33 protein-coding genes are annotated in these 26,388 nt (G+C 46.0%); 27 read left to right on the forward strand and 6 right to left on the reverse strand.

What is annotated here, in order from left to right; all coding sequences use genetic code 11:
- Positions 1-9: 9 nt before the first annotated feature.
- From AC0LWN_RS23375 to AC0LWN_RS23455, 17 genes are all read left to right on the forward strand, one after another.
- Complete coding sequence (locus AC0LWN_RS23375; protein WP_474669582.1) at positions 10-243, forward strand: hypothetical protein; 234 nt, start codon at positions 10-12, stop codon at positions 241-243.
- 8 nt (positions 244-251) lie between these two features.
- Positions 252-617, forward strand: a complete 366-nt coding sequence (locus AC0LWN_RS23380; RefSeq protein ID WP_474669584.1) for a head-tail connector protein — start codon at positions 252-254, stop codon at positions 615-617.
- A 131-nt stretch (positions 618-748) separates the two neighbouring features.
- A complete protein-coding gene (locus AC0LWN_RS23385) occupies positions 749-943 on the forward strand; it encodes a hypothetical protein (protein ID WP_474669586.1) in 195 nt (64 codons plus the stop codon).
- Positions 944-1,336 (forward strand): hypothetical protein, encoded by a 393-nt coding sequence (locus tag AC0LWN_RS23390; protein ID WP_474669588.1) that lies wholly within the window; start codon positions 944-946, stop codon positions 1,334-1,336.
- The gene (locus tag AC0LWN_RS23395) at positions 1,333-1,725 is read left to right on the forward strand and encodes a phage tail terminator protein (protein WP_474669590.1); all 393 of its coding nucleotides are present in this window, start codon (positions 1,333-1,335) and stop codon (positions 1,723-1,725) included. Before AC0LWN_RS23390 ends, AC0LWN_RS23395 begins: the two co-directional genes overlap by 4 nt.
- Positions 1,726-1,728: 3 nt before the next feature.
- Complete coding sequence (locus AC0LWN_RS23400) at positions 1,729-2,202, forward strand: phage tail tube protein (RefSeq protein ID WP_474669592.1); 474 nt, start codon at positions 1,729-1,731, stop codon at positions 2,200-2,202.
- A 3-nt stretch (positions 2,203-2,205) separates the two neighbouring features.
- Positions 2,206-2,511: a hypothetical protein gene (locus tag AC0LWN_RS23405; protein ID WP_474669594.1), complete on the forward strand. Its 306-nt coding sequence runs from the start codon at positions 2,206-2,208 to the stop codon at positions 2,509-2,511.
- Positions 2,480-2,863, forward strand: coding sequence for a Gp15 family bacteriophage protein (locus tag AC0LWN_RS23410; RefSeq protein WP_474669596.1), 384 nt, complete (start codon positions 2,480-2,482; stop codon positions 2,861-2,863). The genes AC0LWN_RS23405 and AC0LWN_RS23410 overlap by 32 nt, the downstream gene beginning before the upstream one ends.
- The gene (locus AC0LWN_RS23415; protein ID WP_474669598.1) at positions 2,864-5,875 is read left to right on the forward strand and encodes a phage tail protein; all 3,012 of its coding nucleotides are present in this window, start codon (positions 2,864-2,866) and stop codon (positions 5,873-5,875) included.
- Between the two features lie 12 nt (positions 5,876-5,887).
- Positions 5,888-6,229: a DUF6711 family protein gene (locus AC0LWN_RS23420; RefSeq protein WP_474669600.1), complete on the forward strand. Its 342-nt coding sequence runs from the start codon at positions 5,888-5,890 to the stop codon at positions 6,227-6,229.
- Positions 6,230-6,241: 12 nt separating this feature from the next.
- Positions 6,242-8,107, forward strand: a complete 1,866-nt coding sequence (locus AC0LWN_RS23425) for a hypothetical protein (RefSeq protein ID WP_474669602.1) — start codon at positions 6,242-6,244, stop codon at positions 8,105-8,107.
- Positions 8,107-9,513: a hypothetical protein gene (locus AC0LWN_RS23430; RefSeq protein WP_474669604.1), complete on the forward strand. Its 1,407-nt coding sequence runs from the start codon at positions 8,107-8,109 to the stop codon at positions 9,511-9,513. The genes AC0LWN_RS23425 and AC0LWN_RS23430 overlap by 1 nt, the downstream gene beginning before the upstream one ends.
- 18 nt (positions 9,514-9,531) lie before the next feature.
- Positions 9,532-9,876, forward strand: coding sequence for a hypothetical protein (locus AC0LWN_RS23435; protein WP_474669606.1), 345 nt, complete (start codon positions 9,532-9,534; stop codon positions 9,874-9,876).
- A gap of 12 nt (positions 9,877-9,888) precedes the next feature.
- Complete coding sequence (locus AC0LWN_RS23440) at positions 9,889-11,268, forward strand: hypothetical protein (RefSeq protein ID WP_474669608.1); 1,380 nt, start codon at positions 9,889-9,891, stop codon at positions 11,266-11,268.
- Between the two features lie 105 nt (positions 11,269-11,373).
- On the forward strand, positions 11,374-11,670 hold the full coding sequence (locus AC0LWN_RS23445) for a hypothetical protein (RefSeq protein WP_474669610.1): 297 nt from the start codon (positions 11,374-11,376) through the stop codon (positions 11,668-11,670).
- Positions 11,670-11,939, forward strand: coding sequence for a phage holin family protein (locus AC0LWN_RS23450; protein WP_474669612.1), 270 nt, complete (start codon positions 11,670-11,672; stop codon positions 11,937-11,939). The genes AC0LWN_RS23445 and AC0LWN_RS23450 overlap by 1 nt, the downstream gene beginning before the upstream one ends.
- Positions 11,939-12,790, forward strand: coding sequence for a M15 family metallopeptidase (locus AC0LWN_RS23455; protein WP_474669614.1), 852 nt, complete (start codon positions 11,939-11,941; stop codon positions 12,788-12,790). The genes AC0LWN_RS23450 and AC0LWN_RS23455 overlap by 1 nt, the downstream gene beginning before the upstream one ends.
- Before the next feature lie 63 nt (positions 12,791-12,853).
- Here the strand turns inward: AC0LWN_RS23455 and AC0LWN_RS23460 are convergent, their stop codons facing one another.
- The 3 genes from AC0LWN_RS23460 to AC0LWN_RS23470 all read right to left on the reverse strand — a co-directional run bounded on the left by AC0LWN_RS23460 (position 12,854) and on the right by AC0LWN_RS23470 (position 14,171).
- Positions 12,854-13,576: a DUF4352 domain-containing protein gene (locus tag AC0LWN_RS23460; protein WP_474669616.1), complete on the reverse strand. Its 723-nt coding sequence runs from the start codon at positions 13,574-13,576 to the stop codon at positions 12,854-12,856.
- 128 nt (positions 13,577-13,704) lie between these two features.
- Complete coding sequence (locus AC0LWN_RS23465; protein ID WP_474669618.1) at positions 13,705-13,932, reverse strand: hypothetical protein; 228 nt, start codon at positions 13,930-13,932, stop codon at positions 13,705-13,707.
- Positions 13,929-14,171, reverse strand: coding sequence for a DUF7667 family protein (locus tag AC0LWN_RS23470; RefSeq protein ID WP_474669620.1), 243 nt, complete (start codon positions 14,169-14,171; stop codon positions 13,929-13,931). The genes AC0LWN_RS23465 and AC0LWN_RS23470 overlap by 4 nt, the downstream gene beginning before the upstream one ends.
- A gap of 450 nt (positions 14,172-14,621) precedes the next feature.
- Here AC0LWN_RS23470 and AC0LWN_RS23475 point away from each other — a divergent pair, with 450 nt between their 5' ends.
- The 7 genes from AC0LWN_RS23475 (at position 14,622) to AC0LWN_RS23505 (ending at position 21,456) form a co-directional block, all read left to right on the forward strand.
- On the forward strand, positions 14,622-14,840 hold the full coding sequence (locus AC0LWN_RS23475; protein ID WP_474669622.1) for a helix-turn-helix domain-containing protein: 219 nt from the start codon (positions 14,622-14,624) through the stop codon (positions 14,838-14,840).
- Between the two features lie 450 nt (positions 14,841-15,290).
- Positions 15,291-15,497: a hypothetical protein gene (locus tag AC0LWN_RS23480; protein ID WP_474669624.1), complete on the forward strand. Its 207-nt coding sequence runs from the start codon at positions 15,291-15,293 to the stop codon at positions 15,495-15,497.
- A gap of 343 nt (positions 15,498-15,840) precedes the next feature.
- Positions 15,841-16,683: an Rpn family recombination-promoting nuclease/putative transposase gene (locus AC0LWN_RS23485; protein WP_474669626.1), complete on the forward strand. Its 843-nt coding sequence runs from the start codon at positions 15,841-15,843 to the stop codon at positions 16,681-16,683.
- Positions 16,684-17,197: 514 nt separating this feature from the next.
- Positions 17,198-17,374, forward strand: a complete 177-nt coding sequence (locus AC0LWN_RS23490) for a hypothetical protein (protein ID WP_474669628.1) — start codon at positions 17,198-17,200, stop codon at positions 17,372-17,374.
- 6 nt (positions 17,375-17,380) lie between these two features.
- Positions 17,381-17,878 (forward strand): hypothetical protein, encoded by a 498-nt coding sequence (locus AC0LWN_RS23495; RefSeq protein WP_474669630.1) that lies wholly within the window; start codon positions 17,381-17,383, stop codon positions 17,876-17,878.
- A gap of 325 nt (positions 17,879-18,203) precedes the next feature.
- Positions 18,204-18,473: a DUF6809 family protein gene (locus AC0LWN_RS23500; protein WP_474669632.1), complete on the forward strand. Its 270-nt coding sequence runs from the start codon at positions 18,204-18,206 to the stop codon at positions 18,471-18,473.
- 193 nt (positions 18,474-18,666) lie between these two features.
- Positions 18,667-21,456, forward strand: coding sequence for an AAA domain-containing protein (locus AC0LWN_RS23505; protein ID WP_474669634.1), 2,790 nt, complete (start codon positions 18,667-18,669; stop codon positions 21,454-21,456).
- Positions 21,457-21,581: 125 nt separating this feature from the next.
- Here the strand turns inward: AC0LWN_RS23505 and AC0LWN_RS23510 are convergent, their stop codons facing one another.
- Entirely contained in the window at positions 21,582-22,772 is a 1,191-nt protein-coding gene (locus tag AC0LWN_RS23510) for a DEAD/DEAH box helicase family protein (protein ID WP_474669636.1), read from the reverse strand.
- A 96-nt stretch (positions 22,773-22,868) separates the two neighbouring features.
- Positions 22,869-24,026, reverse strand: a complete 1,158-nt coding sequence (locus AC0LWN_RS23515; protein ID WP_474669638.1) for a TOTE conflict system archaeo-eukaryotic primase domain-containing protein — start codon at positions 24,024-24,026, stop codon at positions 22,869-22,871.
- 88 nt (positions 24,027-24,114) lie between these two features.
- Here AC0LWN_RS23515 and AC0LWN_RS23520 point away from each other — a divergent pair, with 88 nt between their 5' ends.
- A complete protein-coding gene (locus AC0LWN_RS23520; protein ID WP_474669640.1) occupies positions 24,115-24,654 on the forward strand; it encodes a DUF6155 family protein in 540 nt (179 codons plus the stop codon).
- A gap of 196 nt (positions 24,655-24,850) precedes the next feature.
- On the opposite strand, the gene AC0LWN_RS23525 is transcribed toward AC0LWN_RS23520, so the two are convergent.
- The gene (locus AC0LWN_RS23525; protein ID WP_474669642.1) at positions 24,851-24,973 is read right to left on the reverse strand and encodes a hypothetical protein; all 123 of its coding nucleotides are present in this window, start codon (positions 24,971-24,973) and stop codon (positions 24,851-24,853) included.
- Positions 24,974-25,128: 155 nt separating this feature from the next.
- Here AC0LWN_RS23525 and AC0LWN_RS23530 point away from each other — a divergent pair, with 155 nt between their 5' ends.
- Both AC0LWN_RS23530 and AC0LWN_RS23535 read left to right on the forward strand, forming a co-directional pair.
- The gene (locus AC0LWN_RS23530) at positions 25,129-25,974 is read left to right on the forward strand and encodes a hypothetical protein (protein WP_474669644.1); all 846 of its coding nucleotides are present in this window, start codon (positions 25,129-25,131) and stop codon (positions 25,972-25,974) included.
- A gap of 120 nt (positions 25,975-26,094) precedes the next feature.
- Positions 26,095-26,388, forward strand: a complete 294-nt coding sequence (locus AC0LWN_RS23535) for an AbrB/MazE/SpoVT family DNA-binding domain-containing protein (protein WP_474669646.1) — start codon at positions 26,095-26,097, stop codon at positions 26,386-26,388.

Here is a 26,388-nt window from a genome sequence, read left to right on the forward strand (position 1 = left end):
GGGCTAATCATGGCCAAGATTAAAGCACCTAATGAACAGTACACCGGTATGTCCGCCGGTGTATCTTTTGTTAATGGCGTTGGTGAGTGTGATGATCCGGAACGTTTGAAATGGTTCGAGCGTTCTGGGTATACAGTGGAGGAAGCAGAAGAGCCTGTCGCAGGTGCTCCTGCAACCGATTCGGAAGATGATACTGTGCCGCCTGCCGCCGATACCAAGAAGACTACCAAGGCAGACAAGTAGGTGATCCCATGGCTTACGTGACCGCAGCAGATTATGAGCAATACGGTGATGGCAGTATACCCGCAGAGGAACTGCCTGCCGCCCTGGAGCGGGCCAGTGATCAAATTGACTCATTGACCTATAACCGGATTGCGGCGGGCGGCCTGGCGGGGCTGACGGTCTTCCAGCGGCTGAAGGTGGTCAAGGCGGTATGCCAGCAGGCAGACTTCTTCGCCGCCTATGGTGATTACCTAACCTTTCCACTCTCTGGTTACTCTGCTGGCAGCGTGTCGCTGTCGTTCAAGAGCGTTGAGGGAGCAGGAGGTATCCAGACCACGGAGTCCGTCACCAGCCTCCTAGCCGCCACAGGGCTGACGAGTAGGAGACTGTGCTGATGCGCGGGAAGCTGCCATTTCCGAAATGGATACTTAAAACGCCCGTTGAAGTCTTTAGGACACATACGAGTGAAAACGGGGAGCCCGTCGAAGACTTAATCTTCAGCGGGCTTTGCTGTCATGATGAAAAGATGCGGCAAAAGTTGGACAAGGAGCGCCGCCTGGTCACACTGTCCGGCAAGGTGATCATCCAGGGTGATATTCTTCCCGGGGAGCTGATTGAGGGCCTGGTGCGAATCGGCGAGTCTGAGCGGAGTATATTCAGCGCGTCCAGGCCGCAGAATCCAGACGGCAGTGTGTTTTCTACGGAATTGGAGTTGATGTAAATGGTCAAAGTCAAGACCACTATGGACCCCAGGGCCATGCAGCGACTGAGCGGAGCGCCTGCCCGGGCGCTGGAACTGACCATTCAAGGGGCCAAGGAGAGCATCTTGTCCGATATCATGGCCTCTGAAGTGGTCCCGAAGCAGACCGGGGAGCTGGAGCGCAGCGCGACCATTGACACCAGCAAGTCCAAACGGGGCAAGGTAACAATCACCTATGATACGCCATACGCCCGCCGGCTCTATTGGCATCCGGAATACACTTTCCGGAAGGATAAGAACCGGCACGCTCAAGGGGAATGGCTGCGGGCGTGGGCTGAAGGTAAGAAGACCCGGGGCGTTACGCAGGCGTTCAAGACGCTGCTGAAGAAGTTGGCAGGGGGATTTATCCGATGATGTTACTATCCGAGGTACGCGATTGGCTGAAGACGCAGGTGAGTTGCCAGAACTGGTATATCGGCAAGATGGACGGCAAGCCACAAGAATCCATTAGCTTGTATAACATCAATAACGGTACACCAGTGCTTGCCATTGGCGGGCTGGATAATACCAGTTATGCGGTCAAGGCAGTGTCCATCCTTGTGCACTGGACCAAGAACGCAGACACAGCGGAGCGTAAGGCCCAGGAGGTCTATGCTGCGCTATTTGGGCAGTCTGCGGTGATTGCGGATAAGCGGGTGATTAGCTTCCAGATGCGGCTGCCTGAGCCTGTCAGTGTTGGGACAGACGATGCCGGAATATTTGAGTATGTAATAGAAACAACGATTTATTACGAAAGGGGCTAGACTATGGAAAAGCTAGATTTGCAGCACTTTGCAAGCACGACAGGTGTTTTCCCAGTTCACAATAACGTTTTTAAGGTCGGCTCTATGGGTCGGGCTTCAACCTCCGCCCAGATGGTCGAAATCAAGGATTTGGAGAACTTCTCCATATCTATTGACGGTAATACAGAGGAATGGTCTCCGATGGACCAGGGAGGCTGGACGCGCCGGGCCGTAACCGGTAAGGGCATGACAATCAGTTTTACGGGTAAACGGCACTATGGAGACCCAGGGAATGATTACATCGCCGGCTTGATGATCGGTACCGGCCAGGATGTGGAAACGAAATTTGAATGGACGTTGCCGAGTGGTGCCAAGCTGACTATGGATTGTGTTATCAACCTGACGGCTCCAGCAGGTGGCGACTCTACGAATATTGACGCGTTAGAATTTGAGCTATTATCAGACGGCAAACCAACATTCACACCAGGGGGAGCGTAAACCATGTCAAAAGTAATCAATATTTCAGATAAGTTCGCAGCCGAGGAAAAAGGTCAGATTAAGATCGGCGGTAAGGTCTATGAAGTCGAGAAATCCGTAGAGGCTGTCATGCGTTTTGAGGAAATCGCGGAGAGCGGCAGCGTGAAATCACTCCTTGCGGCAATAGAAGGAACGTTGGGCGAGGAAGCTTTCGAAGAAATCGGCGTCAAGAAAATGGGTATTGCCAATATCAAGGTGCTTGTGTCCGGTCTGATGGCCGTCATGCAGGATTTAACCTATGAAGAGGCTACCAAACGATTTCAACTCTGATGAGTCCGCGCGGGAGAACTGGTATGACCTGCGGGAAGATTGGGCGTTGATTGAGGCCAGCCTGGCGAAGCAGTACGGTATCCGAATACGACAGCATGGGGATATGCCTTGGTCAGAGTTTTGCACCCTGGTGGCTGGTCTTATGCCAGATACGCCGTTGGGCAGCATTGTGACGATCCGCGCCGAAAAGGACCGAAAGGTTATTAAAGGCTTCAGTGTGGATCAAAGGCGTATACACAATGAATGGCGTCAACGATGTGCTGCTGTGAAAATGAGTGATCCCGAGAGTTTGGATCAATCACTGAAAGGTTTAGAAGCAGAGTTTGCTCGCATGTTCGGAGGTGGCGCATAAATGGCGGGTAGTAGTGCAGGGAGAATAGACTTAGACCTTGAGCTAAATTACGGAGCCTTCCAACGCCAGCTCAACGGCATATCGGGAACGGCAACTAATTTAGTGGGCGGTGCATTTAAGAGCCTTGGCGGGATTATCGCCGGGGCTTTTGCTGTTAAAGGACTGGTGGATTTTGGCCGCGAAGCAATCGGCCTAGCATCGGACCTGCAGGAAGTCCAAAACGTGGTGGATGTCACATTTGGATCTATGTCTCAAGATATTAATAACTGGTCAACGGGCCTGATTACTGATTTCGGTCTGTCCGAGCTGGCAGGTAAAAAATATGCTTCCACGATGGGGGCAATGCTCAAGTCATCCGGCTTGGCTGGCGCTCAGATGGAGAGCATGTCCAAGAACCTGACAGAGCTGGCCGCAGATACAGCTTCCTTTTACAACCTGAGTAATGACCTGGCGTATGAGAAAATCTTTTCCGGAATGACCGGAGAGACGGAGCCTCTAAAGGCGCTTGGTATCAATATGTCTGTTGCAAACATGGAAGCCTACGCGCTGTCCCAGGGCATCACGAAAGCCTGGAACAGCATGAACCAGGCGGAACAGACCATGCTCAGGTATAACTACTTGATGCAGGTCACAGCAGACGCACAGGGCGACTTTGCCCGTACTTCTAACTCTTGGGCTAATCAGGTCAAGGTTATGGGTGAACAGTGGAAGATATTCCAAGGGACGATGGGAGCCGGGTTTATTAACATCTTGACGCCGGTGCTGCGCGGGCTTAACTGGCTCATTGCAAAGTTGCAGGTAGCGGCAGCCTATTTCAAGGCATTTACCGAATTAATTTTCGGAGATGCGGCGGGCGGATCGTCCGCAGCAGCGGGAGCCATCAGTGGTATAGGCGATGCTGCGGCAGGCGCTGGCGGCTCTTTGGGTGATATGGGTGCAGCAGCCGATTCCGCAGGGAAAAAGAGCAAGAAGGCGGGCAAGGACGTCAAGGGCAGCCTGGCCGGGTTTGACCAACTCAATATATTGGCATACAGCGCGGCAAGCGCTTTGGACGATGCTGGGGATGCAGCGGGAGGGCTAGGCGGACTAGGGGCAGGCTTGGGAGCTGGCTTTGGAGACCTGGATCTAGGTACACCGGATGTCAACGTAGATCCAATCAACCAGAAGGTACAAGCCCTAATCGAGGGCATCAAGACCAGTTTCGAAGATGCTTGGTCCTACATTGCAGCGGGTTGGGCAGGGATGCGTCCTGCGCTTCAGCCGTTCGCGGACATGTTAGGACCTATCAGTAGTTCGGTACAGAGCATTGGGGAAACTTTCAAAGACCTGAAGGACAATGTTCTGATACCTATGGCCGCTTATGCTTTGGGAGACTTTATCCCAACACTTGTTGTTGGGTTTACCCAGTCGTTTGCTCCGGTGATTGCTAATGCTCTGGTGGGGGCTTTCCAATTATTGGACAGCACTTTTGCAAACACTTCCAGCGTCATGTACGAATTGTGGAACACCACTTGGCTTCCAAGTCTTGAACGTGTCAAGAGCGCAATGCTGGAGTCCATGCCGCAAATAGCGGCTTCCCTGGATAGCCTAATACAGGAATCTATTCTTCCAGCAGTGGATTTCTTCCTGAATGACTTCTCACTTCCGATTGCAAAGTCTATCAATGAAACATTCGTCCCAATTTTCACGGATGTGATTGTACATGCTATTAACATCTTTACAGATACTTTATCAAATGCGGTCTCTATTGTGAATGATCTATGGCAGAATACTCTTCTTCCAAACTTTACACGGCTCCGAGATGTAGTTCTTGAGGTAATGCCTACCATTGGAAATGCCGTTAGCAAACTGGTTGATGATATTCTGGCCCCTACAGTCGATTACGTCCTGAACGATTGGATTCTTCCTATCGCGGCGGCAATCACTGATACTCTGGTTCCTATCTTCACCGACATACTGGTCTGGGCTTTCAAAGAAACGGCAAAGGCCTTTAACTGGCTGGTTGATCTGATTGTGGATATTTACAACACTATCTTTAAACCCACATTCGATCTTATCAAGCAGATAGTTCTTGATGTGCTGGCGGCACTGAAAGCAGCATGGGACGAACACGGGACAGCAATAATGGATGGATTAAGCGCATTCCTTGACGGTGCAAAGAAGATATTCAATCGTCTGTGGACTGAGGTACTGAAACCTATCATTGAGCCTTTCCTTAAAATGCTGAAAGATATCTGGGAGAACACTATTAAAGGCATCGTGGAAAGGGTTGCTGATTTGGTGTTAAAGATGGTCGCTTCTGCCACGGAAATCTGGAAAGACTTCATACAACCTTTGATTAACTTTCTAATAGACTTATTAGCTCCAGCATTTGTCAAGGGGTTCCAGATTGTTTGGGAAAACGTGAAATACGCAGTTGACACTATAGGTAGTTTGATCGACGACCTCTTGACTATCTTTGACGGAGTGATTGATTTTATTACAGGGGTGTTTACAGGTAACTGGAGTAAAGCCTGGACAGGAGTTAAAACAATCTTCAAGGGTATTTTTGATTCCTTGTACGACATTGTAAGAATACCTCTGAACTGGATTATTGACGGAATCAACGCCCTGATAGGTGGTCTGAATTCCATCAAGATAGATATGCCCGATTGGGTTGAACAACTCACTGGGTATACCTCATTCGGTATTAACATTCCTAAAATCCCTAAGCTGGCCCGCGGGGGTATTGTATCTTCGCCTACCCTGGCTCAAATCGGTGAGCGGGGTAAGGAAGCAATCGTTCCGCTAGAGAATACGGCTTTCGTGGACACGCTGGCTTCAGCCTTGGGGAATGCGGTCATGGCTGCAATGGCGATGGGCAACACGGGTGGTCAAAGCAGTAGTATGCAGGATAATCAAGAAATCGTAATGCAAATGGATGGTACAGTACTGGCTCGGCTGTTGGCCCCATATCTGGCTAAAGAGCAGCAGCGGACAGGCACGGCGCTCATCCGAACCACGACTTCATAGGAGGGCTGATATATGATTTCTATCAACGGTACTCCGCTCCCCAGCCCGACACAATATGATGTATCCATTCAGGATTTGTCGAAGGGCGAGCGGAATGTAAACGGATTGCTGCTGCTTGAGCGTATAGCAACGAAACGCAAGATTGACCTGTCGTGGAAGATGCTCACTCAAGCGCAGTTTTCCTTGATCCTTAATTTGGTGTCCGATGTGTTTTTTTCAGTAACCTACCAAGACCCGCAGGATGGTTCCCGCACAGGGACTTTTTACTGCGGGGACCGCAAGGCCCCTGCAATGAATTATACAAATGGGATCGTGCAGTACAGAGAGGTGGGCTTTAGTATTATTGAACGTTAGGGGGAGCGACCATTGATTAATGTATCCAATTTGTATAAAGAGGCCGTGTATGCTCCCTCCAGAAAGACAACAGCGCTAGTTGAATTGCAGCTACTCAATAATGAGGCCTATGAGGCGGTCGGAGCAGTAACGACCTCTTCAGAGGCCTCTGCCAGTCGCAAAGACCAGGTAACCAATAAGGTGCGCCGCATGTCGAAGCGCTACGCTACCTTTGAACCTGATTACTTTTTGCTGGATGGCAGCTTTTATATTGCTCCTTTGCCGACTGAAAACCCGTTCAGTGAGCTGGGTTGGTGGAGTGGGGTCTTATGTGACGCAAGTGGTTCCTTTGATTCAACGCAAAATTTAAGCCTTACGTTGACTACGCCTCAAGACAGTATCGGAATAACCGTAACTTTTGATCCGGGTACAGGTGAATACGCCACGGATTTTGTTTTTGCGGTCTATGATGCGGGCTGGAATACGCTGGCGTACCAAGAGATCACAGGCAACGCCTCTCCGTATTTTGTATATGCAACGCCGATCAGCGGCTACACTTACGTATTTGTCAACACTCGCCGGTGGAACAAGCCCTATCGTAGAGCGCGGATCACTGAGGTAGATTTTGGGGTGATCCAGACCTATGATGGCGACAAGCTCATGAGTGTCAATCTGCTGGAGGAAATGAACGTCGTGGGTGACACGCTGCCATCGAATGAGATTAAGTTCGTGGTTGATAACTCAGACAAAGGATTCAACCTCCTAAACCCTCAAGGGTATTATAAGTACTTGGAAAAGGGCCAAGAAGTAAGCCTTTCCGTGGGACTGGAGACGCGTCCAGGAACCTTTGAATATGTATCCTTCAACAAATATTATCTAACAGACTGGCAAAGTGATGAGAATAAGCTAACAACCACATTCACGGCCAGAGATTTCCTTGATACTTTGGATGCGATTGATTATATCAGTATCGCCAACACCAACCTATATGATCTGGCGAAGGATATATTTATCAAGGCCGGCATAACGTCCTATTCCATCGACCCTGAGCTGCAAGACATATCCACTCAAGGATTTAAAACGATCATAGACTCGCGAAAAGCGCTGCAGTGCATAGGCATAGCCGGAAAAGCTGCTGTGTATCAGGACCGGACATTAGGCATTCCCATGATAAAACGGTTTGCTGAATTGGATGAACGGACCACTTTTCTGAGCTACGCCGGGGAGCCGGATATGGTTACCGGAACCGGCACTTATATTTTGATTGATGGCGATTATCTGATGAAGAGTATTAATTTTGACAATGCGTATAACCAGCCTCAAATCAAACTGGATGATCCGGTAAAGACTCTGGCCGTAACTGTTTCTACGTACATCTCAGATACCCATGAGCAGGTATTATCCACTACGGTCAAGATCAGCTCCGCTGAAACGGTATTTTTTGCGTATCAGAAACCTATTAAGGCGAGCACGGCGGAGCTGACCGTAATCGGAGCAACGTCCTTCAGCGTCCTGAATAGTTATGATTTAGGCATTGAGATATCGCTGATAGCTGCTGGAGATGTCGCCGTAGCGGTGTCAGGAATAACATTAGCGACCCACAATACGGTATACAACTTATCTGATCCGTCCCTTAAAACAGGCTCAACATTAACGGTAGATAATCCTTTGATCAATACAGCAGAGCAAGCTTTGGAGGTAGGGAACTGGCTGGCAACTGAGTTCAGGGCGCGGGCCGTTTACTCTATCTCTTGGAGACAAAATCCTGCGCTGGAGTGCGGGGATATTGTTCTGGTGGAGGATAGTTTCGGCAATAAAAAGCAGTCACGTATTACGAAGCAAGAGTATGTCTTCAGCGGGTATTTGGGAGGCAAGTCAGAGACGAAAGGCGGGGTATGATGAGCAATTTGAATTGGAGCGTGTCGCAATCGTCCACCAATGCGACAACGCGGAAGGGGGTAGCAGCAGAAGGAGTACTATCCCTGTTCCCGAAGAATTCTACTCATCAAAAAACCCCCTATAACTTCACTGTTATTGAAGGGGTAAGGGGTGGCGTGCCATACACGGAAGTCTGGCTACTGGTTAACGCTTGGTATGATTATGATACTAAACGGTTTAAGCGTACAGACGTGAATAATTTTAGCTTTGGTTGGCAGTGGCAAGGTGGCGGTACTTATCCGGGGGAGGAGAACATCGGAGACTTTATCAACCAGGGCGTTAACCTCTGGAAGGCGAATGGAAAAAAGGCCTATGCGGAAGGTGATCCCGCAAGAGATCAAACCGGAGAGGATATAGGGGCGTTACAGCCTGACGGTTCATGGCGTGAATTCGGTATCATGTTGGGTTGGAATAACCACTTTATGCTTGATGCTTACGGCGGTATGACCATTGGTGGAGCTGGTTTCGAAATTGATGGGTCCGGTACATCTCCTTTTAAACGGGTGTCCCTTGGCCTATTCAGTGGCGGCAGTAGTGTTCCAAATCGGCCAGTAACAGAATACAAATTTGCTTACAACGGGACCCTTTGGAACACGCAGCACGGACTATGGAACAAAGATGAGGATCAACTGGACGGATACTATTATGGGCTTGTTTCTCCAGTCAATTTTTATGACCAGGGTGAAACTGTTAATTTGGGTTCAAATAGAGCCATGATGGATCCTATGAAATTCGTGGTTAAGAAGCTAGGTGGGTATATGCGGCCCTATGTTGAAAACTGGCATGATCTGTTCTCCGTAGATCAGGATGGCATTATGGAGTTAACATCTTGGGATGTACTGGATACCGTAACACACACGTATTCCCCTGCTGGGGCAACGACACTGCTGATTCCATTTCCTGATTCTTCTTGGAATAAAGATAACATGATCATAACCGACCTGGTAGGAGTTACGGTGTACTATGATGAAATGCTCCGTAACAAAACCCATACCTGGACTTCAGCGGGGCTGCAGATCAATCTGGAGTTCGGATATTACACAAGTGTCAGAACCAGCATTCAAAAGGTTAAGAAAAATAGGCTGAAGATCAATCCATCATCTGGCATCACTATCAATGACGCTCCCTTGACAGAGAAAGTTGTGGTTGATGTCGATTTGATAGCAGGAACGACTGACTTCAACTTGAATTTTCCCGATTCCTCCTGGACAAAAGAGAACACGATGGTTGTAGCGGTTATTGGTACTCTAGCCGATGGTAACAGGCGGCAATTAGGGGTAAACGTCACCATGACTCCCTATGGCATGTACGGGGGATTGGGAACCTCTGATTATGTTTCTGCAAAAGTTATCTTGCAAAAATATTAGGGAAGGAGGATGGGAGAATTGGCTTGGATTACACCTAAGCTAGATTGGACCACAGCGAGCTATTACAATTTCGCCGATCTAAATCGAGTGGAAAATAACTGTAAAGCCGTGAGGGATTTGATGGTATCTCAAGGCATATCGGTAACAATCCAGTCCGTGGTGACAGACCGGACAAAAGAGTCAATCCCCACCAAGGGAGATTTTTTGAGAGTGGAAAGCAATCTGGAGGCCTTACGTCAAAACTATACACCGACAGGATGGGTGTCTCGCACCCTTCCATGGACTGCTGACTCGCCATTCGCCGCCAAGGATGCTAATAGGTGGGAAAACAATCTGAATCTCTTGTGGCTGCATTATAGTTAAGGAGGGCAAAGCATGGCCTATGAACGGACAACGTGGGAAAACCGCGAGGTAGAGACCCCAAGGACGTATACGTTACAAACGAACGCTGACGGTAGTGTGACCCTTGTTCCCAAAGAAGGAACCATTATCAAGGCAGGTACTCCGATATCGGCGGCGGTAATGAATAATATTGAAGAGGGCATTCTCGCTTTGGAAGCATCGTTAACTGAAGTGAATCAGAATTACATCCGGCAGCCGGGATTTGGCCCTGCCGTAGGTAACAAAGATTATACTATGGCGTTGTCACCTCCGCCTACAGGTTACTATGAGGGTTTTTGGGTTACTATAGTTCCTCAGAATACCAATCTTGCAAATCCAACGCTCAATGTTAATGGGTTGGGTACTGTGCCTCTGAAAGATCAGAGGGGTAACGCTTATGCTGCGGGTAGACTGCTGGCGGGCAAACCTTACTCTTTCCGCAAGGTTGGTACGGATTTTTTAGCCGATAGCGCTGGAGGTAACGGATCAGCACAGCCAGCGCATGTACTAGCGCCCCAAACCTTTACTAACGATAACGGAGAGTTTACAGGAACGATGCCCCATATCACTTCAAGCAGTGATCCCGCGCTAGGCGCGGCTCAATGGTCTAACGGAGACCTTGCTGTCTATCCAAGAGAGGGCTACCGCAAAGGAGGCGCGGGTGCTGGTGAGTTAAGGGTGACAACGGCACAACTACAGGCAGCGGACCCGGAATTTCGTTCGGACCGCATTCTTGAAAACAATAATATCTTTGGTGTGCCGGGTGCAATACCTAACAACTCAGCAAGAAACACTCACATGCCGGGTACGGCTGCGACTATATGGGCCGGAGATAGGTTTTTTATTCAGCCGCCCGCAGGATATTATAACGGGTCAACGTGGGTTACGGCAGCAGTGCCTAACCTTAAGCCTAATAACATACGTAGAAATGTACAGATCGCGGACATGGTAGGTACTATGGATAATGTGTTCACAGCTAACATAGCTACCAGTTTCCTGTCTGGGTACTATGTTGAATGGTTCAGGTTTCCAGCTGGGGTTACCTACGGGATATTACTGGGAGACGGTGCGTTTACCACGTATGATGGTTCTAGAGGGTATATTTATGTCAAGGATAGAAATGGCCTAAGAGTACAGTTATTTGATATTTTTAACTATCCTGGAAACTCAAACAGATTTATAGGCGGAGTTAGGATAGATGTTGCAAATAGAACGGCCCAAATAAGTGCTCCGTATGGAGGAGGAGAGACAGTCTCCTTGGGAGGTTCCTTTGATGTATCCGGCCCCATTATACTTGAAGCTTATTTATTTTTGCTGGGTAGTGGTACACAGGCAGGAAGTTTTATCTTTTCTGGAACAGGGCTTTATATTTAATCAGCTTCATTCTTGACTTAAACTGTTGGCGCCCATAGAGGCGTTTTTATTTTGCCCGGGGGACTCCTTCGGGGCTATTTACATTGAGGGGAACGGGGGAAGCGAATGGACGTTAAGACGATGATAACAATATTGGCAGCAATTAGCGGGATAGTGCTGGGTTGGGTAGGCGGCACAAGGGCGTTCAAGCAGGATATCGCACGAGATGCCGGCAGCGGCGCCGCACTGCGAACGGATGTCGAGTACATCAAACATGGTATTGATGATGTGCGGTTCGAGCTTAAAGACCAAGCGCGGCGATTTGATGCACTGTCGGAGCGAGTGACACGTCTCGAAGAATCATCAAAACAATATCACAAGCGGCTTGATCGCTTTGAAGAAAATAGAAGGAGTGATGTGTAGTGGAATGGAATACAATTGCTAATTTCATCCGGTCAGAGCTGCTGATCGTGGTGGCCGTATGTTGGGTAATCGGATACGTTTTGAAGCAGACGCCGCGAGTACCGGACTGGACGATCATTTACGCTGTTACAGTGGTCGCAATCATCGTTGTATGCATTATGCAGGGCTTTACGGCAGATAGCATCCTGCAGGGCGTTCTGTGCGGTGCTGTAGCGGTCTACGGTAATCAACTGGTCAAACAGGCGATCAAAAAGAGCGGTGACGAATAATGGCGCTCACATTGGAGCAAGTAAAAGCTAAATCCGCCGCGCGCCTCCCCGGTATGCATCCAGTTGTACGAGCAGCGGCCACGGCGCTGATTGAGCGCTGTTACGCTCGGGGAGTTCTGATTGTCATTACCCAGGGGCTACGAACTTTCGCTGAACAGAACGCACTGTATGAGCAGGGCCGGAGCAAGCCGGGGGCCAAAGTCACCAATGCCAAGGGCGGATACAGTTATCACAATTTCGGCCTGGCGATTGATTTCGCACTGCTGCTGCCAGACGGCTCCAGCGTTTCTTGGGATATGAAGCGGGACGGTGACGGCGATAGGGTGGCGGACTGGGTGGAGGTTGTCCAGGAGGCCAAGGCCCTGGGCTTTGGCTGGGGCGGAGATTGGTCCAGTTTTAAGGATTATCCGCACTTGGATATGACGTTTGGACTGAGCACGGCCGATCTGCGAGCAGGCCAGCAGCCAACAGCAGATCAGGTACAAGCGGCATATGCCGTTATTAATAAATTTCAAGAGGAGGCGGACGAATTGTCTGCAGAGGATAAGAAACGGATTGATACATTAGAGGCCGCAGTTAAAGCATTGACGAACAGCAGGGATACACTAAAGGATCAGGCATTACAGCAAGCCACAGAGATCAATGAGCTGAGAACCGCAGTGCTGGAGTTGACGGACACCACACCGCCAGCCTGGTCCTTGGATGCCATTCAGGCGCTGCACGACACGTCGTCTGTGATTAATGGGCACCCGGTAATTGACACGCCAGACAAGGCCACAAAAACAGAGGCCCGGATATTCACGGTGCTGCACCGGCTGGGGCTGACAGCTCTTTCCAAAGGAAATAAGTAAATTTCCAAACGTTTGGGAATATAAAAGCCCTGCCGGCCGTTAATGGTCAGCAGGGCTGTTTTTTTAGTTTGTTTTGAACCAGACACCACCAGAACCGTCATATTTTCGAGCAAAACTTATGACAGGTGAAGGATCATCCTTTTTGACCTGGAACGCCACCCATCCCTCAGCAGATGAGCCTGCATAAATTTTTGCATCAATAGATGGATCGGGAGTAACTACAGTGAATCGGTCATAATCTGTTCCAGAGCTGGAAACAAGAGTGAAGCTGCCGCTGTAGATATCTATAGCTGCGTCTGCATTTTTATTGTTGGCTGTGATTTGAACAGATGCTTTTGCAAGTAAATACTCATACCCATCCTTTGCCGGACGATTAAAAGTATTTGCTTCAGTAATTAACTTCCAAGCTTCATCTCCCCGGATTATTTGAGTGATAGAAACTTGCCCTGTATATTTTTCTAAGGCGCTATCAACCTTAAAGGGAAGTGTTGATCCGATTGCAGCCGGTTTGGTACGGCTTGATTGTACGGTATCAGTACTTGCGTTTCCTTTGCTGGTAATAGTGGCTGTTTTTGTTTTGCTGTCATATTTTACATTTGCCCCTAATAGATTACCCACGTCTTTCAATGATACGTAAGGAGCGCCTTTAATCTCTTGAATATCAGCGGACGTAGCTTTTCCATTTACAATCAATTTGATTTTTGTCGCAGCGTATGCGCCGGCGGAAAACGTAGATACTAGGACCAAACTGGCAATTGCGGCGGTAATCAACCTCTTTTTATTCATATGTACCTCCATATTTGTTTGATGGAGATAGTTTATCAAATATAGGTAATATTTACTATAAAATTTTGCAGATATTAGTAGAATGGATAAAGCCCCCACTAATTATGCCAGCGGGGGCCAAATTAAAATCATATTTCAAACTCTTCCCATCCTGGCGGCAGCGGCTCCTCCGGTGCTGGTTCTAAGGATTCAGGCTCAACGATTACTAGCAGTGGTTCTCCGATATCCACCAGCGCCCCAATCCGTTCCGGTCCACCTTCAAACGTACCAACGGCCAACACCTTGCCAGTCTTTCCTGCATGATAGCCCTTCATTATCATTACCGGTTTCCCCGGCCGCAACTTTTCCCATTTCATAATGTTGGCGCCCTCCCTGTCAGGCGAAGGGCTTCTTCGCGAATACGTAGGTCATTCAACCACTCCGTGTCTTGTGTCACTGTGGCCATGTTGGAGAGCTGCCGCAGCTTTAGGGTGTCCCAGCAGTACCGGGCATTAACCTGCAGGCATTGGAGCAACTCCGGGCCGTGCTCGATTGTGAGCTTGCCTGCTTTGTGCAGATGGTACAGCTCAGCCAGCCTTACGTGTACGGGCAGCATTACCACTTCACCAGAAGTATAATAATGTTCGCAATGCTTATTGTTAGGGCGGCATAGGTCATAACCGAGGTGATTTTTTGTTTAACGGTCACGTTTCATCGCTCCTTGTCAGTATGATATAATTGAGAGGAAAGGCGGCCCTTGTATTTCATCCCCCTACGCCTTAGCCCCTTTCGGGGCCAAGGTTTCGGGATAACTTACCTACTCAGCAAGTAGATGAGGGTGAGGATTGAGTTTATCAAGCCGATGATTGCCGTCACCGTCTTGACTGTTTCAGCTCGTTCCTCTTTCCGCCTTTCGTGTCTCGATTTATCCAATGTGTTCACCTCCTCTCTACATTTATTATTATATACGAAAATCGTACAATTGTCAACGATTTTCGTATATAAATTATTCGAATTTCGTTGATTGTCTTACGAAAATTGGGTATATTATAGGTGAGGTGAGTATATGCTAAAGCTCAAACTGGACAGGCTACTTTATGAAAAAAGGCTAAATGCAAACCAACTTTCTAAAATGACAGGGATTCGATATCCTACCATCACAGATATGGCTGACAACAAATCAAAAGCATGGTCTCCTGAAAATCTCAACAAGATTATGATTGCTTTGGGTTTGAAAGATATATCTGAATTGATTGAGTATGTAGAAGAGCCGCCGCAGGGATAACCTGGACGGCTCTTTTGCTGCTCAGGAAAATTTCATTCATCCTTGACAGCAAGTCCACTTCTCACATAGAATAACAGCATACCTTTAATTATTCATTTTACCTCTGGGCATGCGCCGAAAGAGGCATTCTAAGCAACAAGGAACTGTGTAGCAATTGAAGACGGTATTATTTCTCGTAAGAGTCATGGCCGTTACAGTTCAAGGTTGAATCCATAATCACAATTAAAAAAAAATCTTTGTATGTCGTTAGGAAGTGAACGGCATGCTTGGTTTTATGTGATCATGATTCCCTTGAAATGTAACGGCCTTTTTGCATTCTATTAAGGAGGTGCAGGAAAATTTTACCTTGTGGCGAAGCGGAAACTCTTTAAAAAGACAAACGTATGTTCCCGTTTATAAATCTATGCTATAATACTGCTACGTAATTCATAACATCGGAGGTGCCGGCAGGTGCGAGTTATTGATCTAGGGGATCTATCTCAGGCGGCAGATATCAAATCCGCCTGCATGTTTATTGTGTGGAAAGTGGATCGGAACTTATATGAAGGAAAAGATTTGGGAGCTGAATTGAAGGAGTTGTTGATTAATATCGTAGAATTTGAAAACACTCTGTCTAGCGGAGTAGTTGATGATCTTAAGGCACAGATTAAGTCATGATTATTCGACATTTGAGCAAAACATTGAAGGACCGCCACAGGAATGACCTGGGCGGCTCTTTTATCTTCTATATGTAGCTTGCAGGGTTTTCAACAGTGTAACTTCGGCTCCATATGGAGTAAAGTAGAAGACACCTTATCCGGTGTCTTTTTTCATTTCAGCGGATGTTTTGGACTATTCATGGCGGTAAATAAGCTTGCTATGACGCGGTTTCTGGGGCTTACTGTTAATGAATACAGTGAGTTTCACTGCAGTATTTCAAACGACAACTAGATTCAATCTGAGCGGTTTTATGTATCTTTGCAAGGTTCAGAACCCTTGATAAATGATATAATAATAATGAATGGAGCTGATGTCGATGGATTTGCTGGACCCACGTGTAGATTTTGTATTCAAACGGATATTTGGCAGCGAGAACAATAAGGATGTGCTGTTGGCATTTCTTAACCGCATTTTCACCGAAGCTGGCGAGCCGCCGCTGACCGAGATCATCCTGATGAATCCTTATACGGATAAAGATGATCCGCTCGACAAACAATCCATCTTTGATGTGTATGCCAAGACTTCTGAAGGCAAGCTGATTGATATTGAGATGCAGCTTTTCAATAAGTACGACATAGAGAAGAGAACACTCTTTTATTGGAGCAAACGATATGCGAGTCAACTAAGCGAAGGCGACAAGTATCCAGAGTTGAAGAAATGCGTAACGATCAACATTTTGAACTATGCGTTCTTGAAGAATGAGCAATATCATAATGTGTTTCACCTGCGGGAAGACCGGACAGGAATATCTTTAATTGATGATATTGAGGTGCATTTCTTAGAGCTACCCAAGCTGGACGAACGCAACGTGCCGTTAGAAGGCGGATTGATCAATTGGCTTTTGTTTCTAAAGGGTGCCGATACATCACAATGGGAGGTGCTGAAAATGAATGAGCCAGGTTTGGAGAAGGCGATGGATACCCTGCAATTTTTGAGTCAGGATTCAGACGCTAGACGATTGTATGAAGCTAGACAGAAGTACCTGCATGATGAGGCATCTATGGTTGAAGGGGCAAAGTCTGCCGGGATTATTGAGGGTAAGCTACAAGTTGCTCGGAATTTGCTGGAAATGGGGATGGATTATGCAGCTATCGCTAAGGCAACGGGTCTTAGTCAAAGTGAAATCAAATCTATAGTACTTTAATATGTCGTGTGGTTTAGTTTTGAAAGTTCACAATAAAAAACAAGGATTCTGGATGGCTTATCCAGGTCCTTATTTTTTGTTTTTGGCAATTCTTTGAGGTGGTTTCTATGATGTTTAAATGTGATTCTTACTAAGTAAGGTTGGAAGCGGCTGTTAAGGGGGCATGATTAATTTTATCGACAGTCATACTAATCTACTTAAGGTATCATGTAAGTGCAGGAACTGGATTTTACAGTGTGAATATGGTAGTAAACATGGTATTATCTATTAAATGAATATATTTTTTTCTACGGAAGAACCGTGCCTAACTTTTTATCAAGCATGGTTTTTTTGTTAGGGGGATAGAGTATTGAAACATTCAGTGGAAAGTATCTCGGAACAAATAAGGAACAGGGTTGATGCAAAGTTTCCAGTATTATTGGCTAATTTAGCAGAAGAGTTGGCATATGACTTCATGTTTGCACCTAAATATAAAATCACTCACAGCTACGATCCTCCATGGGATTGTTAGGGCATGCTGATTCGGGCAAATGAATCAATTTCAATTGATGATTATTATAGTGTTGAAGACTTTTTTGATGAGTGTACAGGTCAATCTACAGCTAGCTATACAAGTGGTATTGGTTTTTTACATAATAGTTTTGAGGAAAAGTACGAGGATATAATCAGAGAATTTGTTTTTGAATGTTAAATTGAGGTGCTGTCTGAAATAGATGACGACCTGCTTTTTCAGCAGTTGTTGGAAAATGGGTATGATGTCGCGGGAGTAGAAAAGAATAACATCATACAAACGATCAGGGATTATGAACTTTTTGAAGAACCATTCTGGTATCATTTCGAAATTATTGAGCGTGTGAAGCCGCTTAGTCTCAAAATGATGATTGCTCGTGGTAAAAATGAAGCCATAAAAAAACATCACCGTCAATTGCTAAGGAGGTTGGAAGAAGAGGAAAAAATAAGTTATGAACAGAAAGGTGCACAAAAACTTTGGAATAAACTCCAGAAACTATTCAGATTGCAAGAGGGATATCCACTCCCGAAAATTGAAATGAAGGACTATAGAATGTTTCTGGAATTTTTGGATCATAACCGGATAACGATCGAAGAAAGGATCATCTTAGCTAAATATATGGGAGATAAATTTTCCAACAAAGTATGCATGTGCTTAAGGAACGAGCAAGGGACTCAACTATAGTGGGGGGGCTACACGTAAGGTCTCCGCTGTCTGGTCTCCGCCTGGGGTCAGCAGAAGAAGATAATCAGGCTGACCCAACGTATAGCCGGTTACGGGGCGATACTCGGGTGACATCAAAACTGTAACTCCTCTCATAGAAACTTTTGTGCCACTATCTTCGGACAAGGGTTCGACTCCCCTCAGCTCCATATGGAGAATTAAAGACACCTTATAAGGTGTCTTTTTTAAGTCAACCATTACGCCTTAGCGTACCACATATATTTTGCAAATATGCTACGCTGGCTTATATCATTTATATTTATGTAGCTAATAAAGGAGGCCCCCCATGCCAAGCATTCTTGAATCCCTCTACCACGGGGACTTGTTCCCTAATGAGGACATTATCTCCAAGGACCCTAATTATCGCCCGATAAACAGGCAAATCACTGAGTCCCTAGAAACTTGGAAGCGGAAACTGTCCGTTGGGGAGTTTGAGGAACTGGAGTCATTATTGGAGCTGTATTCTCAGGCTCAGGGAATGGAGATGACGGCTGCGTTTGTATGTGGGTTCAAGGCCGGGGCGGCGATGATGATTGAAGTTCTAGTCGATGATTAAGAGTAGCGAAGCTCAGATCTTTAAGGGTTTCCGAAATAGCATTTTTACATAAGCTTTCCCCTCAAGACACCAATCAAGGTGTCTTTTTCGCCTGTCTATCCAACCAATTACACTCCCAATGCAGGAATATCCTTACAATCCACCGAATTCCCTACATATTAATTCCAAATACTTAAACGCAAAAGGAATAGCCATGGACGAAGAGAGATATCTGATTGTTGTTAAAAACAAAGACCGCACCTCGGAAATCACATCATATGAACAGTTGGGCGCAAATATACAGGTGACTTATCGCAGTTCTTCTAATCCCTACCATTACTATGCAAGTGATGTAATGATCCTCAACAACCCTGTTATTACAGTAATCACTAAAGAACAAGCGGTCTTCCATCGGGATAACCCTCTGAGCAATGTTAAGCGAGTGCTGGATTTCGGGCCTCGAATTCGTGTGTATTTTAAGGATGGAACCAATCGGGTGTATGGAGCGGAGCATGTCCGAATCGAGAGCAGCGGAGTGAAGACCTCTGATGCGCTGAAGGTCATGGAGTATTGGCGTGCCATTTCCGGGCTTATTGAGAGCGGAGAAGAGCAGCCGGAGATGGAGGCTTTTCTGAAGCGGGAGTTCGCTAAGCTCAGCTTTGTACACCCGGAAAGTGTATTGAGCCATTATGTGAATGGCTCCCCGGTGAGTGCAGATATTTCTGCCGAATCCAAACCTATTTTCCCGTTCAGGTACAACCTGAGCCAGAAGACGGCGCTGGATCAAGCTTTGCGCAGTAAGATCAGTATCATTGAAGGGCCACCAGGTACAGGCAAAACCCAGACCATTCTCAATATATTGGCCAACCTGGCTGTGATGCAGCAGAAGAAGGTGGCTGTGGTCTCAGGCAACAATGCTGCGGTGCAGAATGTGCGCGACAAGCTGGAGGCAGAGGGTTATCCTTTTTTGGTTGCGGCGCTTGGGAATAAAGAGAATAAGGAAAGCTTTTTTGCGAACTTGCCTGTTGCCGAGGTCTCCGGCTGGGAGAGTGAGCTGCCTGAAGTGGAGCTGCTGTCCAAGGTACAGGAGCTGGATGGCCGTATTACCCGGCTGATGGAGCTGGACGTGGAGAAGGCGCGCTTGAAGCAACAGCTGTCGGCCTATGTGCTGGAGCAAAAGCATTTTGAGAACTATTACGCCAAGCAGAATGTTGAGCCTTTGGAGAAGCTGTCGTTCTATCGTGAGACACCTGAGCGGATGCTGGAATTCATGAAGGACAGCCACCTTGCGGTGAGGAAAGGTAAAGAGAATAGCCTTTTGTACAAGTTCAAGCTTTTTGTCAAACATGGGTTCACTGAGCTTAAATACTTGAAGGAACAGGGGGCAGATGTAATTCTGAATGTTCAGCGGAGGTTCTATATTCTGCGGATTGAAGGGCTATCGGGTCGTATTGACCAGATTGAACAAGAGCTGCAGTCTGCGTCGTATCAGCCTTTACTGAAGGAGCACCAGCAGTGTTCGGAGCAGCTTTTCCGGCATAGGTTGTATGAGAAGTATGGTGACCTTCCCCGGGTGGAATGTAATGCGAAAGATTATAAGCAGAGCAAAAACTTCAAATCGTTCATTGATTATTATCCAATAGTACTGAGCACAACTCATTCTTTGCGCAACTGTGTCCCGGCCAATGTTCTGTTTGACTATGTCATTATTGACGAGTCTTCACAAGTGGATCTGGTGACAGGTGCACTTGCGCTATCCTGCTGTAAGCGGGCGATTATTGTTGGCGACACCAAGCAGCTGCCGCAAATTGTGAGTATGCAGATTGAGCAGGTGGTTGGAAGTGCTGCATCAATTGGCATCGACGAAGCTTATAATTATTTTCAGCATAATTTGCTGTCGTCCATGCTTGCCCTCTACGGTGATGATATTCCCAAGGTGATGCTTAAAGAGCACTACCGCTGTCATCCCCAAATCATTCGGTTCTGCAATCAGAAGTATTATGACGGGGATTTAATCTCTTTTACAGCTGAAGAGGATACGGATGTGCCACTGCTGATCTACAGAACTGCGCCGGGCAATCACCTGCGGGAAGTGACTAAGGGAGAAAAGAAAGGGAAGTTCAATCAGCGGGAGCTGGATGTCATTGAAGGGGAGATTCTTGCAGGCTGGGAAGAAGCGGCAGCGGGTCAATCGGATATTGGCATCGTTACGCCTTACCGCAAGCAGGTGGAGAAAGCGGCAGGACAGTTTAATGACGATATTGAGAGTGATACGATACATAAATATCAAGGCCGGGAGAAGCCCATTATGATTATGACTACAGTGCTGGACCAGACCCGTTCCGGCAAAATAGGCATGAAATTTGTGAATGATCCCTGCAAGGTTAATGTGGCGGTCTCCCGTGCACAGAAGAAGTTCATTCTGGTAACGGATCATGCCTTATTCCGGAAATATGGCAATGAAATTGGCGACCTCGCGCGTTACATGGAGTACAGCACATTGGATGACAATGTGGTGGAGAGTGAAATTGTATCTATATTTGATTTGTTGTACAAGGAATATTCGGATAGGCTTCATGCATTTAGAGAGAGGGTTAGGGGATTTAACGTATCTAAATACAAATCGGAAAATATCATGCAGGCCTTACTTACGGAACTTTTGCAGGAATCGGCTTATAGCGGATTTACGCTCGGTAATCAGGTCCTGCTTAAGAACCTGTTTGCGAATACAGATAAGTTAGAGGACCATGAGCGGAGATATCTCCAGAATAGTGCTTCTGTGGATTTTGTCATTTATCATAAGCTGGATAAGACAGCGGCGCTTGCCATTGAAGTGGACGGGTTTCAGTTTCACGAGAATAAACCGGAGCAACTTAAGCGGGATGAGATGAAAGACGGTATTTTTGAAAAATACGGAATGAAGCTAAAAAGATTCGCAACCCACGAAAGCGCGGAGGAGCGGAAGATCAGGGAACTGCTGGATGCTATTGTGGGGTCAAGCTGATACTTGACCCCTATTGTGACTCTGCAAGTCCATGCCTTAGTTTCTTAAATCTCTTTCCCAGCAATATTTAAAACCCTTTTAGGGAAAGGGGTTCAACACATCCATAGCAATTTACATACGCTTTACTACAACTCCGCCCCCTTATACCCCATCTTCCGATAACCCTTCACTCTCTTCTTATACATCGCCATCAACATAGGGACCTGAAGGTCGATATAATCATATATTTTCACCTCTTCTTTGTTCGCATGACTTCGGTGCAATCTGCCTGCGTATTGCTGCAAGGTGCCTGACCAGGAGATGGGATGAACAAGGAATAAGGTATCCAGTCTAGCGTCGTCGAAGCCTTCGCCTATCAGCTTTCCAGTAGCGATAACTACCCGTTCTTGATCATCCGGAATAGATGCGATTTGCGTGCGTAGAGCCTCTCTCTGTTTTTTTCCCATTCTGCCGCTGAGCACAATCACGTTTTTGGCAAATGAATGTAATCTCTCTGCAAAATATTCGGCATGGGCGGTTCGTTCAACCAACAACAGCGGAGAGCGACCTTCATCCAGGCAGGCAAGCAAATCGTCAAAAATAAGTGTGTTACGCTCTTCGTTGTCCACAAGTTGCTGGTATATTTCCTGAATACCGGAAACCTGTTCTCCTGGCTTGATCTGAAAATGGGTATAACGGGGAACAACCCTTAGTGAAAATCCTCTGGAGCTGCTTAAAGCTTTGGCATCCACCTTTAATAGCACTGGTCCAAGCTGGAATCGTACAATTGCTTCTTGTCCGTCCTGTCGTTTGGGTGTGGCAGTTAAGCCAAATACATACTTAGCTTTGACTTCACGAAGAACCTGTTCAAAGCTGTAGGCTGATACGTGATGACATTCATCCACAATGACTTGGCCGTATTCACTTACAAAAGGTTTGACATTCCCTTTATAGTTGAGGCTCTGGATGACAGCAATATCGATGATACCGGTTCTTTTGTTTTTTCCGCCGCCGATCATACCGATCGAATGTTTAGGAACTTCGAGAAAGGTTTGCAAGCGTTCCTGCCATTGTTCCATAAGCTCCCGGCGGTGCACCAGAATAAGGGTATTTGTCTTTCTTGAAGCGATAATGCTGGCGGCTACGACGGTTTTACCGAATGCGGTTGCCGCCGAGAGTACGCCTATGTCCCGGTTTAGAACCGCTCTGGCTGCTGTATCCTGAAGAGTGGTCAGTGTACCAGTGAACTCTGCCTCTATTGAAGTTCCAGGCGAACGTTGGTCATCAAGTGATACTTTTACATGATTATGCTCGAAAAAGGATAACAACTCTTGCAAGCATCCCCTTGGAAGAACTACGCAACTCTCCAGATCCTCTGCACATGAGATGACCCGGGGTTTACCGTAGGTGGAGAGCCGCATAGCTTGTGCCTTTTAAAAATCGGGATTGGAGAACGACGCCAATTTAATCAGAGCATAAACTGCACTTGAAGGAAGTTCAGACTTAGGAATATAAAGACAACCTGAATGTAGAATCTGTATTTCAGCAGGTAAAGGTTCCATCAATAATGGCTCCTCCTGAATGTGGTTCTCCTGTGACTCTGCTAATCCGACCTCCTCATCGCCAGATGCTGCTATCAGTGCATCATTGTTGAACAGTCTATATTCCCCGTGCTTGTATATGAATTTCTGTACCTCGTCTTCGGTCATCTTGCCAAGTCCTGATAAAATACTCCATTGGTCAGAATAGGGCTCGAAGTGTTCATCAATAAAGAGACTGTTTCCCTGTTTACGTGGCCCGCCTTGAAGTGGTAGAGCAATAAGGTTGCCGAATCCGCCTTTGGGCAGCGTGTCCTGATTGGGAAACAGACGGTCATAGGATTCCATGCCGATCTGATATCTCTTGTTCATGGTCAAACTCAGCAAAGTCATTCCAAATCTTCTGGCTGTAATCGCCTCGATATTTTGACTGAAGAAAATCCAGATGTGCCCCCCATTGCCGGAGCGTGAGCGCTCTAACAGTGCAGGTATTTCATGGCTTTTACATAGCTGCATTACGGCAGCAACGTCCTGCTTCCAATCATGTTTGTCAAAATCCATTGCCAGAAACCAGCAGGTTTCATCTGGCAGCATCGGGTATATGCCAATGGTTCTGTCCTGCCGAGCATCCAAATGGGCTGAGAGCACTTCATTTGTGAGAGGCAAGAAGCTCTGATGTTTGCATACCGAGCATTTCACTTTGGGTTTCTCACAGATGGATGTCCACTCATTGGCGCAAGCGGGTGAGTATCCGGATTTGCCTTGCTTATTGCTCCAACGTATCGGGTAAACATCTTCTCTGCCGCGAAAATAACTTTTATACAGAGCGAGCTTGTCCTCTACAGTTGAGTACTGATGAATATTGGTTTGCCCAATGACTGTCACTTTACTGACTCTTACCAACGGGTTGGAATAAGACGTTATTTGATCATTCGTACTTGTTATATTCTCGTCATCAAAAAGTCCCAGAAGACTTCTCAATCGGGTGATTTCCTGCTTGAGTTCTTCAATATGCGCCAAAGCCGCATTATATTTGTCCTCTATATTGTCCATTGATTGGTCCTCGCGTTTTATTTATATTATACCTTGTAAGCTACAGAGTAATAATATTGGGAATTATAACCGGATTAAGGAGATCATAATGCTGAAATTAAAAAACTCAACCATTAAAAAGCATTTGAAGAATCTTACAAGGGAAGAACTTGAGGTTGAAATCTTAAATTTGACGAAGACATACCCGATCATTCAGGAGCATTATTTTTCAGTGTTATTTCCTGATCAAGAGGAGGTATTAGGCAAATACAAGAAAATTATAGAGAAGGAATTCGGCCATAAGGGGGAGATTTTACGCTATCCGATTATGAAGAAAGCAATAAAGGACTTTAGCAATGTTTCGAACAACAATGAGCAAATTGCAGAATTAATGGTTTTTACAGTGGAATGTGGAGTGGACTTCACACTTTCATATGGAGACATTGATCAAAAATTCTACCATACTATAGCGAGCATATATGAACAAGCTTTAGAGCATATTGTAGACAATCAATTAGAAGACAAGTTTGTAGACCGATGCAACCAATTGGTGCGGAGCAGTCAGGGTATTGGCTGGGGTTTTGCATTTGATATGATGGATTTGTATGGTGACTATTTAGGACACATGGATGAAGAAGACCTCGAGTAGCTTATACAGACGAATTATTTAACCGTAAGAATTACAACTGCTGCCCCAAAGGGAAGAATTGCAACGGTTATTAAAAAAGGCCAATCAGCATGCAGTCGCGGAGGCCAAAAAGGCTGGAGCCTCCATTTATTATATAAAAGATGGCAAGCGGATACGTGAAGATGCTACTGGGCAAAAATTTGAGATTACTTATGATCTAGCCGGAAATCGCACTGAGCTTATAAGTCATGACTAAACCTGAATCTGTAATAACGGTTTTTGCCGGCACTAATGGAGCCGGGAAGGTTTGCTCATGTGCAATTTCTGTTAAATCAAACACATCGACTCCTGAACCCTAGATGTCGCGAAAGTGAGGAACTAGATTTAACATTGTGAATATGGTACCATTTAACAAATTGATATACTTTTTCTACGGAAGAACCGTGCCTAACTTTTTATTAAGCATGGTTTTTTTTGTTGGGGGGGGATAGAGTATTGAAACATTCAGTGGAAAGTATCTCGGAACAAATAAGGAACAGGGTTGATGCAAAGTTTACAGTATTATTGACTAATTTAGCAGAAGAGTTGGCATATGACTTCATGTTTGCACCTAAATATACAATCACTCACAGATACGATCCTCCATGGGATTGTTCGGGCATGCTGATTCGGACAAATGAATCATTTTCAATTGATGATTATTATAGTGTTGAAGACTTTTTTGATGAGTGCACAGGTCAATCTACAGCTAGCTATACAAGTGGTATCGGTTTTTTACATAATAGTTTTGAGGAAAAGTACGAAGATATGATCAGAGAATTTGTTTTTGAATGTTATATTGAGGTTCTGTCTGAAATAGATGACGACCTGCTTTTTCAGCAGTTGTTGGAGAATGGATATGATATCGGAGGAGTAGAAAAGAATGACATCATACAAACGGTCACGGATTATGAACTTTTTGATGAGCCATTCTGGTATCATTACGAAATTATTGAGCGTGTGAAGCCGCTTAGTCTCAAAATGATGATTGCTCGTGGTAAAAATGAAGCCATAAAAAAATATCACCAACAATTGGCAAGGCGGATGGAAGAAGAGGAAAAAATAAGTTTTGAACAGAAAGGTGCACAAAAAATTTGGAATAAACTCCAGAAACTATTCAGATTACAAAAGGGATACCCACTCCCCAAAATTGAAATGAAGGAATATATAATGTTTCTGGAATTTTTGGATCATAACCAGATAACGATCGAAGAGAGAATCATCTTAGCTAAATATATGGGAGATAAATTTTCCAACAAAGTATGCATGTGTTTAATGAATGGGGAAGGGGCTCAACTATAATCTTTGGTCTTGTACTAGCTTTAAATTTGTAGAGAAAGTTGATAAAATGTACATACGTTATAATTGTTGTTATGTTATAACTTCTTGTGTATAGATCATACTATAGGAGGAAGAGATCAAATGAATGGTGTGGTCAAAGTGATGAATGATAAATCGAATGTGAACCGTTATATCCGTAAAATAGGACGAATGGGCAATAGCTTGGGAGTAAGCTTGCCAAAAAACTTGGCTGCTAAGCTGAATGTTTCGCAAGGGGATGAAATCGAATTTGTTGAAAATGATCGCGGTGAAGTGGTGATAAAAAAAGCCCGGCAGGTCCAACTTCCCGATCATGTAAGACCAGAAGTTCTTGAAGTGTTCTTTGATGTATTTGTAGAAGATTCGGGTATTCTTGAGGACTTAAGGGATCGATGA

It is taken from the genome of Paenibacillus sp. sgz302115 (assembly GCF_056120445.1).

Coding starts and splice junctions, on each gene's coding strand:
- AC0LWN_RS23375 (WP_474669582.1), top strand. CDS start 10: ATGGCCAAGATTAAAGCACCTAATGAACAGTACACCGGTATGTCCGCC.
- AC0LWN_RS23380 (WP_474669584.1), top strand. CDS start 252: ATGGCTTACGTGACCGCAGCAGATTATGAGCAATACGGTGATGGCAGT.
- AC0LWN_RS23385 (WP_474669586.1), top strand. CDS start 749: ATGCGGCAAAAGTTGGACAAGGAGCGCCGCCTGGTCACACTGTCCGGC.
- AC0LWN_RS23390 (WP_474669588.1), top strand. CDS start 944: ATGGTCAAAGTCAAGACCACTATGGACCCCAGGGCCATGCAGCGACTG.
- AC0LWN_RS23395 (WP_474669590.1), top strand. CDS start 1,333: ATGATGTTACTATCCGAGGTACGCGATTGGCTGAAGACGCAGGTGAGT.
- AC0LWN_RS23400 (WP_474669592.1), top strand. CDS start 1,729: ATGGAAAAGCTAGATTTGCAGCACTTTGCAAGCACGACAGGTGTTTTC.
- AC0LWN_RS23405 (WP_474669594.1), top strand. CDS start 2,206: ATGTCAAAAGTAATCAATATTTCAGATAAGTTCGCAGCCGAGGAAAAA.
- AC0LWN_RS23410 (WP_474669596.1), top strand. CDS start 2,480: ATGAAGAGGCTACCAAACGATTTCAACTCTGATGAGTCCGCGCGGGAG.
- AC0LWN_RS23415 (WP_474669598.1), top strand. CDS start 2,864: ATGGCGGGTAGTAGTGCAGGGAGAATAGACTTAGACCTTGAGCTAAAT.
- AC0LWN_RS23420 (WP_474669600.1), top strand. CDS start 5,888: ATGATTTCTATCAACGGTACTCCGCTCCCCAGCCCGACACAATATGAT.
- AC0LWN_RS23430 (WP_474669604.1), top strand. CDS start 8,107: ATGAGCAATTTGAATTGGAGCGTGTCGCAATCGTCCACCAATGCGACA.
- AC0LWN_RS23440 (WP_474669608.1), top strand. CDS start 9,889: ATGGCCTATGAACGGACAACGTGGGAAAACCGCGAGGTAGAGACCCCA.
- AC0LWN_RS23445 (WP_474669610.1), top strand. CDS start 11,374: ATGGACGTTAAGACGATGATAACAATATTGGCAGCAATTAGCGGGATA.
- AC0LWN_RS23455 (WP_474669614.1), top strand. CDS start 11,939: ATGGCGCTCACATTGGAGCAAGTAAAAGCTAAATCCGCCGCGCGCCTC.
- AC0LWN_RS23460 (WP_474669616.1), bottom strand. CDS start 13,576: ATGAATAAAAAGAGGTTGATTACCGCCGCAATTGCCAGTTTGGTCCTA.
- AC0LWN_RS23465 (WP_474669618.1), bottom strand. CDS start 13,932: ATGAAATGGGAAAAGTTGCGGCCGGGGAAACCGGTAATGATAATGAAG.
- AC0LWN_RS23470 (WP_474669620.1), bottom strand. CDS start 14,171: ATGCTGCCCGTACACGTAAGGCTGGCTGAGCTGTACCATCTGCACAAA.
- AC0LWN_RS23475 (WP_474669622.1), top strand. CDS start 14,622: ATGCTAAAGCTCAAACTGGACAGGCTACTTTATGAAAAAAGGCTAAAT.
- AC0LWN_RS23485 (WP_474669626.1), top strand. CDS start 15,841: ATGGAGCTGATGTCGATGGATTTGCTGGACCCACGTGTAGATTTTGTA.
- AC0LWN_RS23490 (WP_474669628.1), top strand. CDS start 17,198: ATGCTGATTCGGGCAAATGAATCAATTTCAATTGATGATTATTATAGT.
- AC0LWN_RS23500 (WP_474669632.1), top strand. CDS start 18,204: ATGCCAAGCATTCTTGAATCCCTCTACCACGGGGACTTGTTCCCTAAT.
- AC0LWN_RS23505 (WP_474669634.1), top strand. CDS start 18,667: ATGGACGAAGAGAGATATCTGATTGTTGTTAAAAACAAAGACCGCACC.
- AC0LWN_RS23515 (WP_474669638.1), bottom strand. CDS start 24,026: ATGGACAATATAGAGGACAAATATAATGCGGCTTTGGCGCATATTGAA.
- AC0LWN_RS23520 (WP_474669640.1), top strand. CDS start 24,115: ATGCTGAAATTAAAAAACTCAACCATTAAAAAGCATTTGAAGAATCTT.
- AC0LWN_RS23535 (WP_474669646.1), top strand. CDS start 26,095: ATGAATGGTGTGGTCAAAGTGATGAATGATAAATCGAATGTGAACCGT.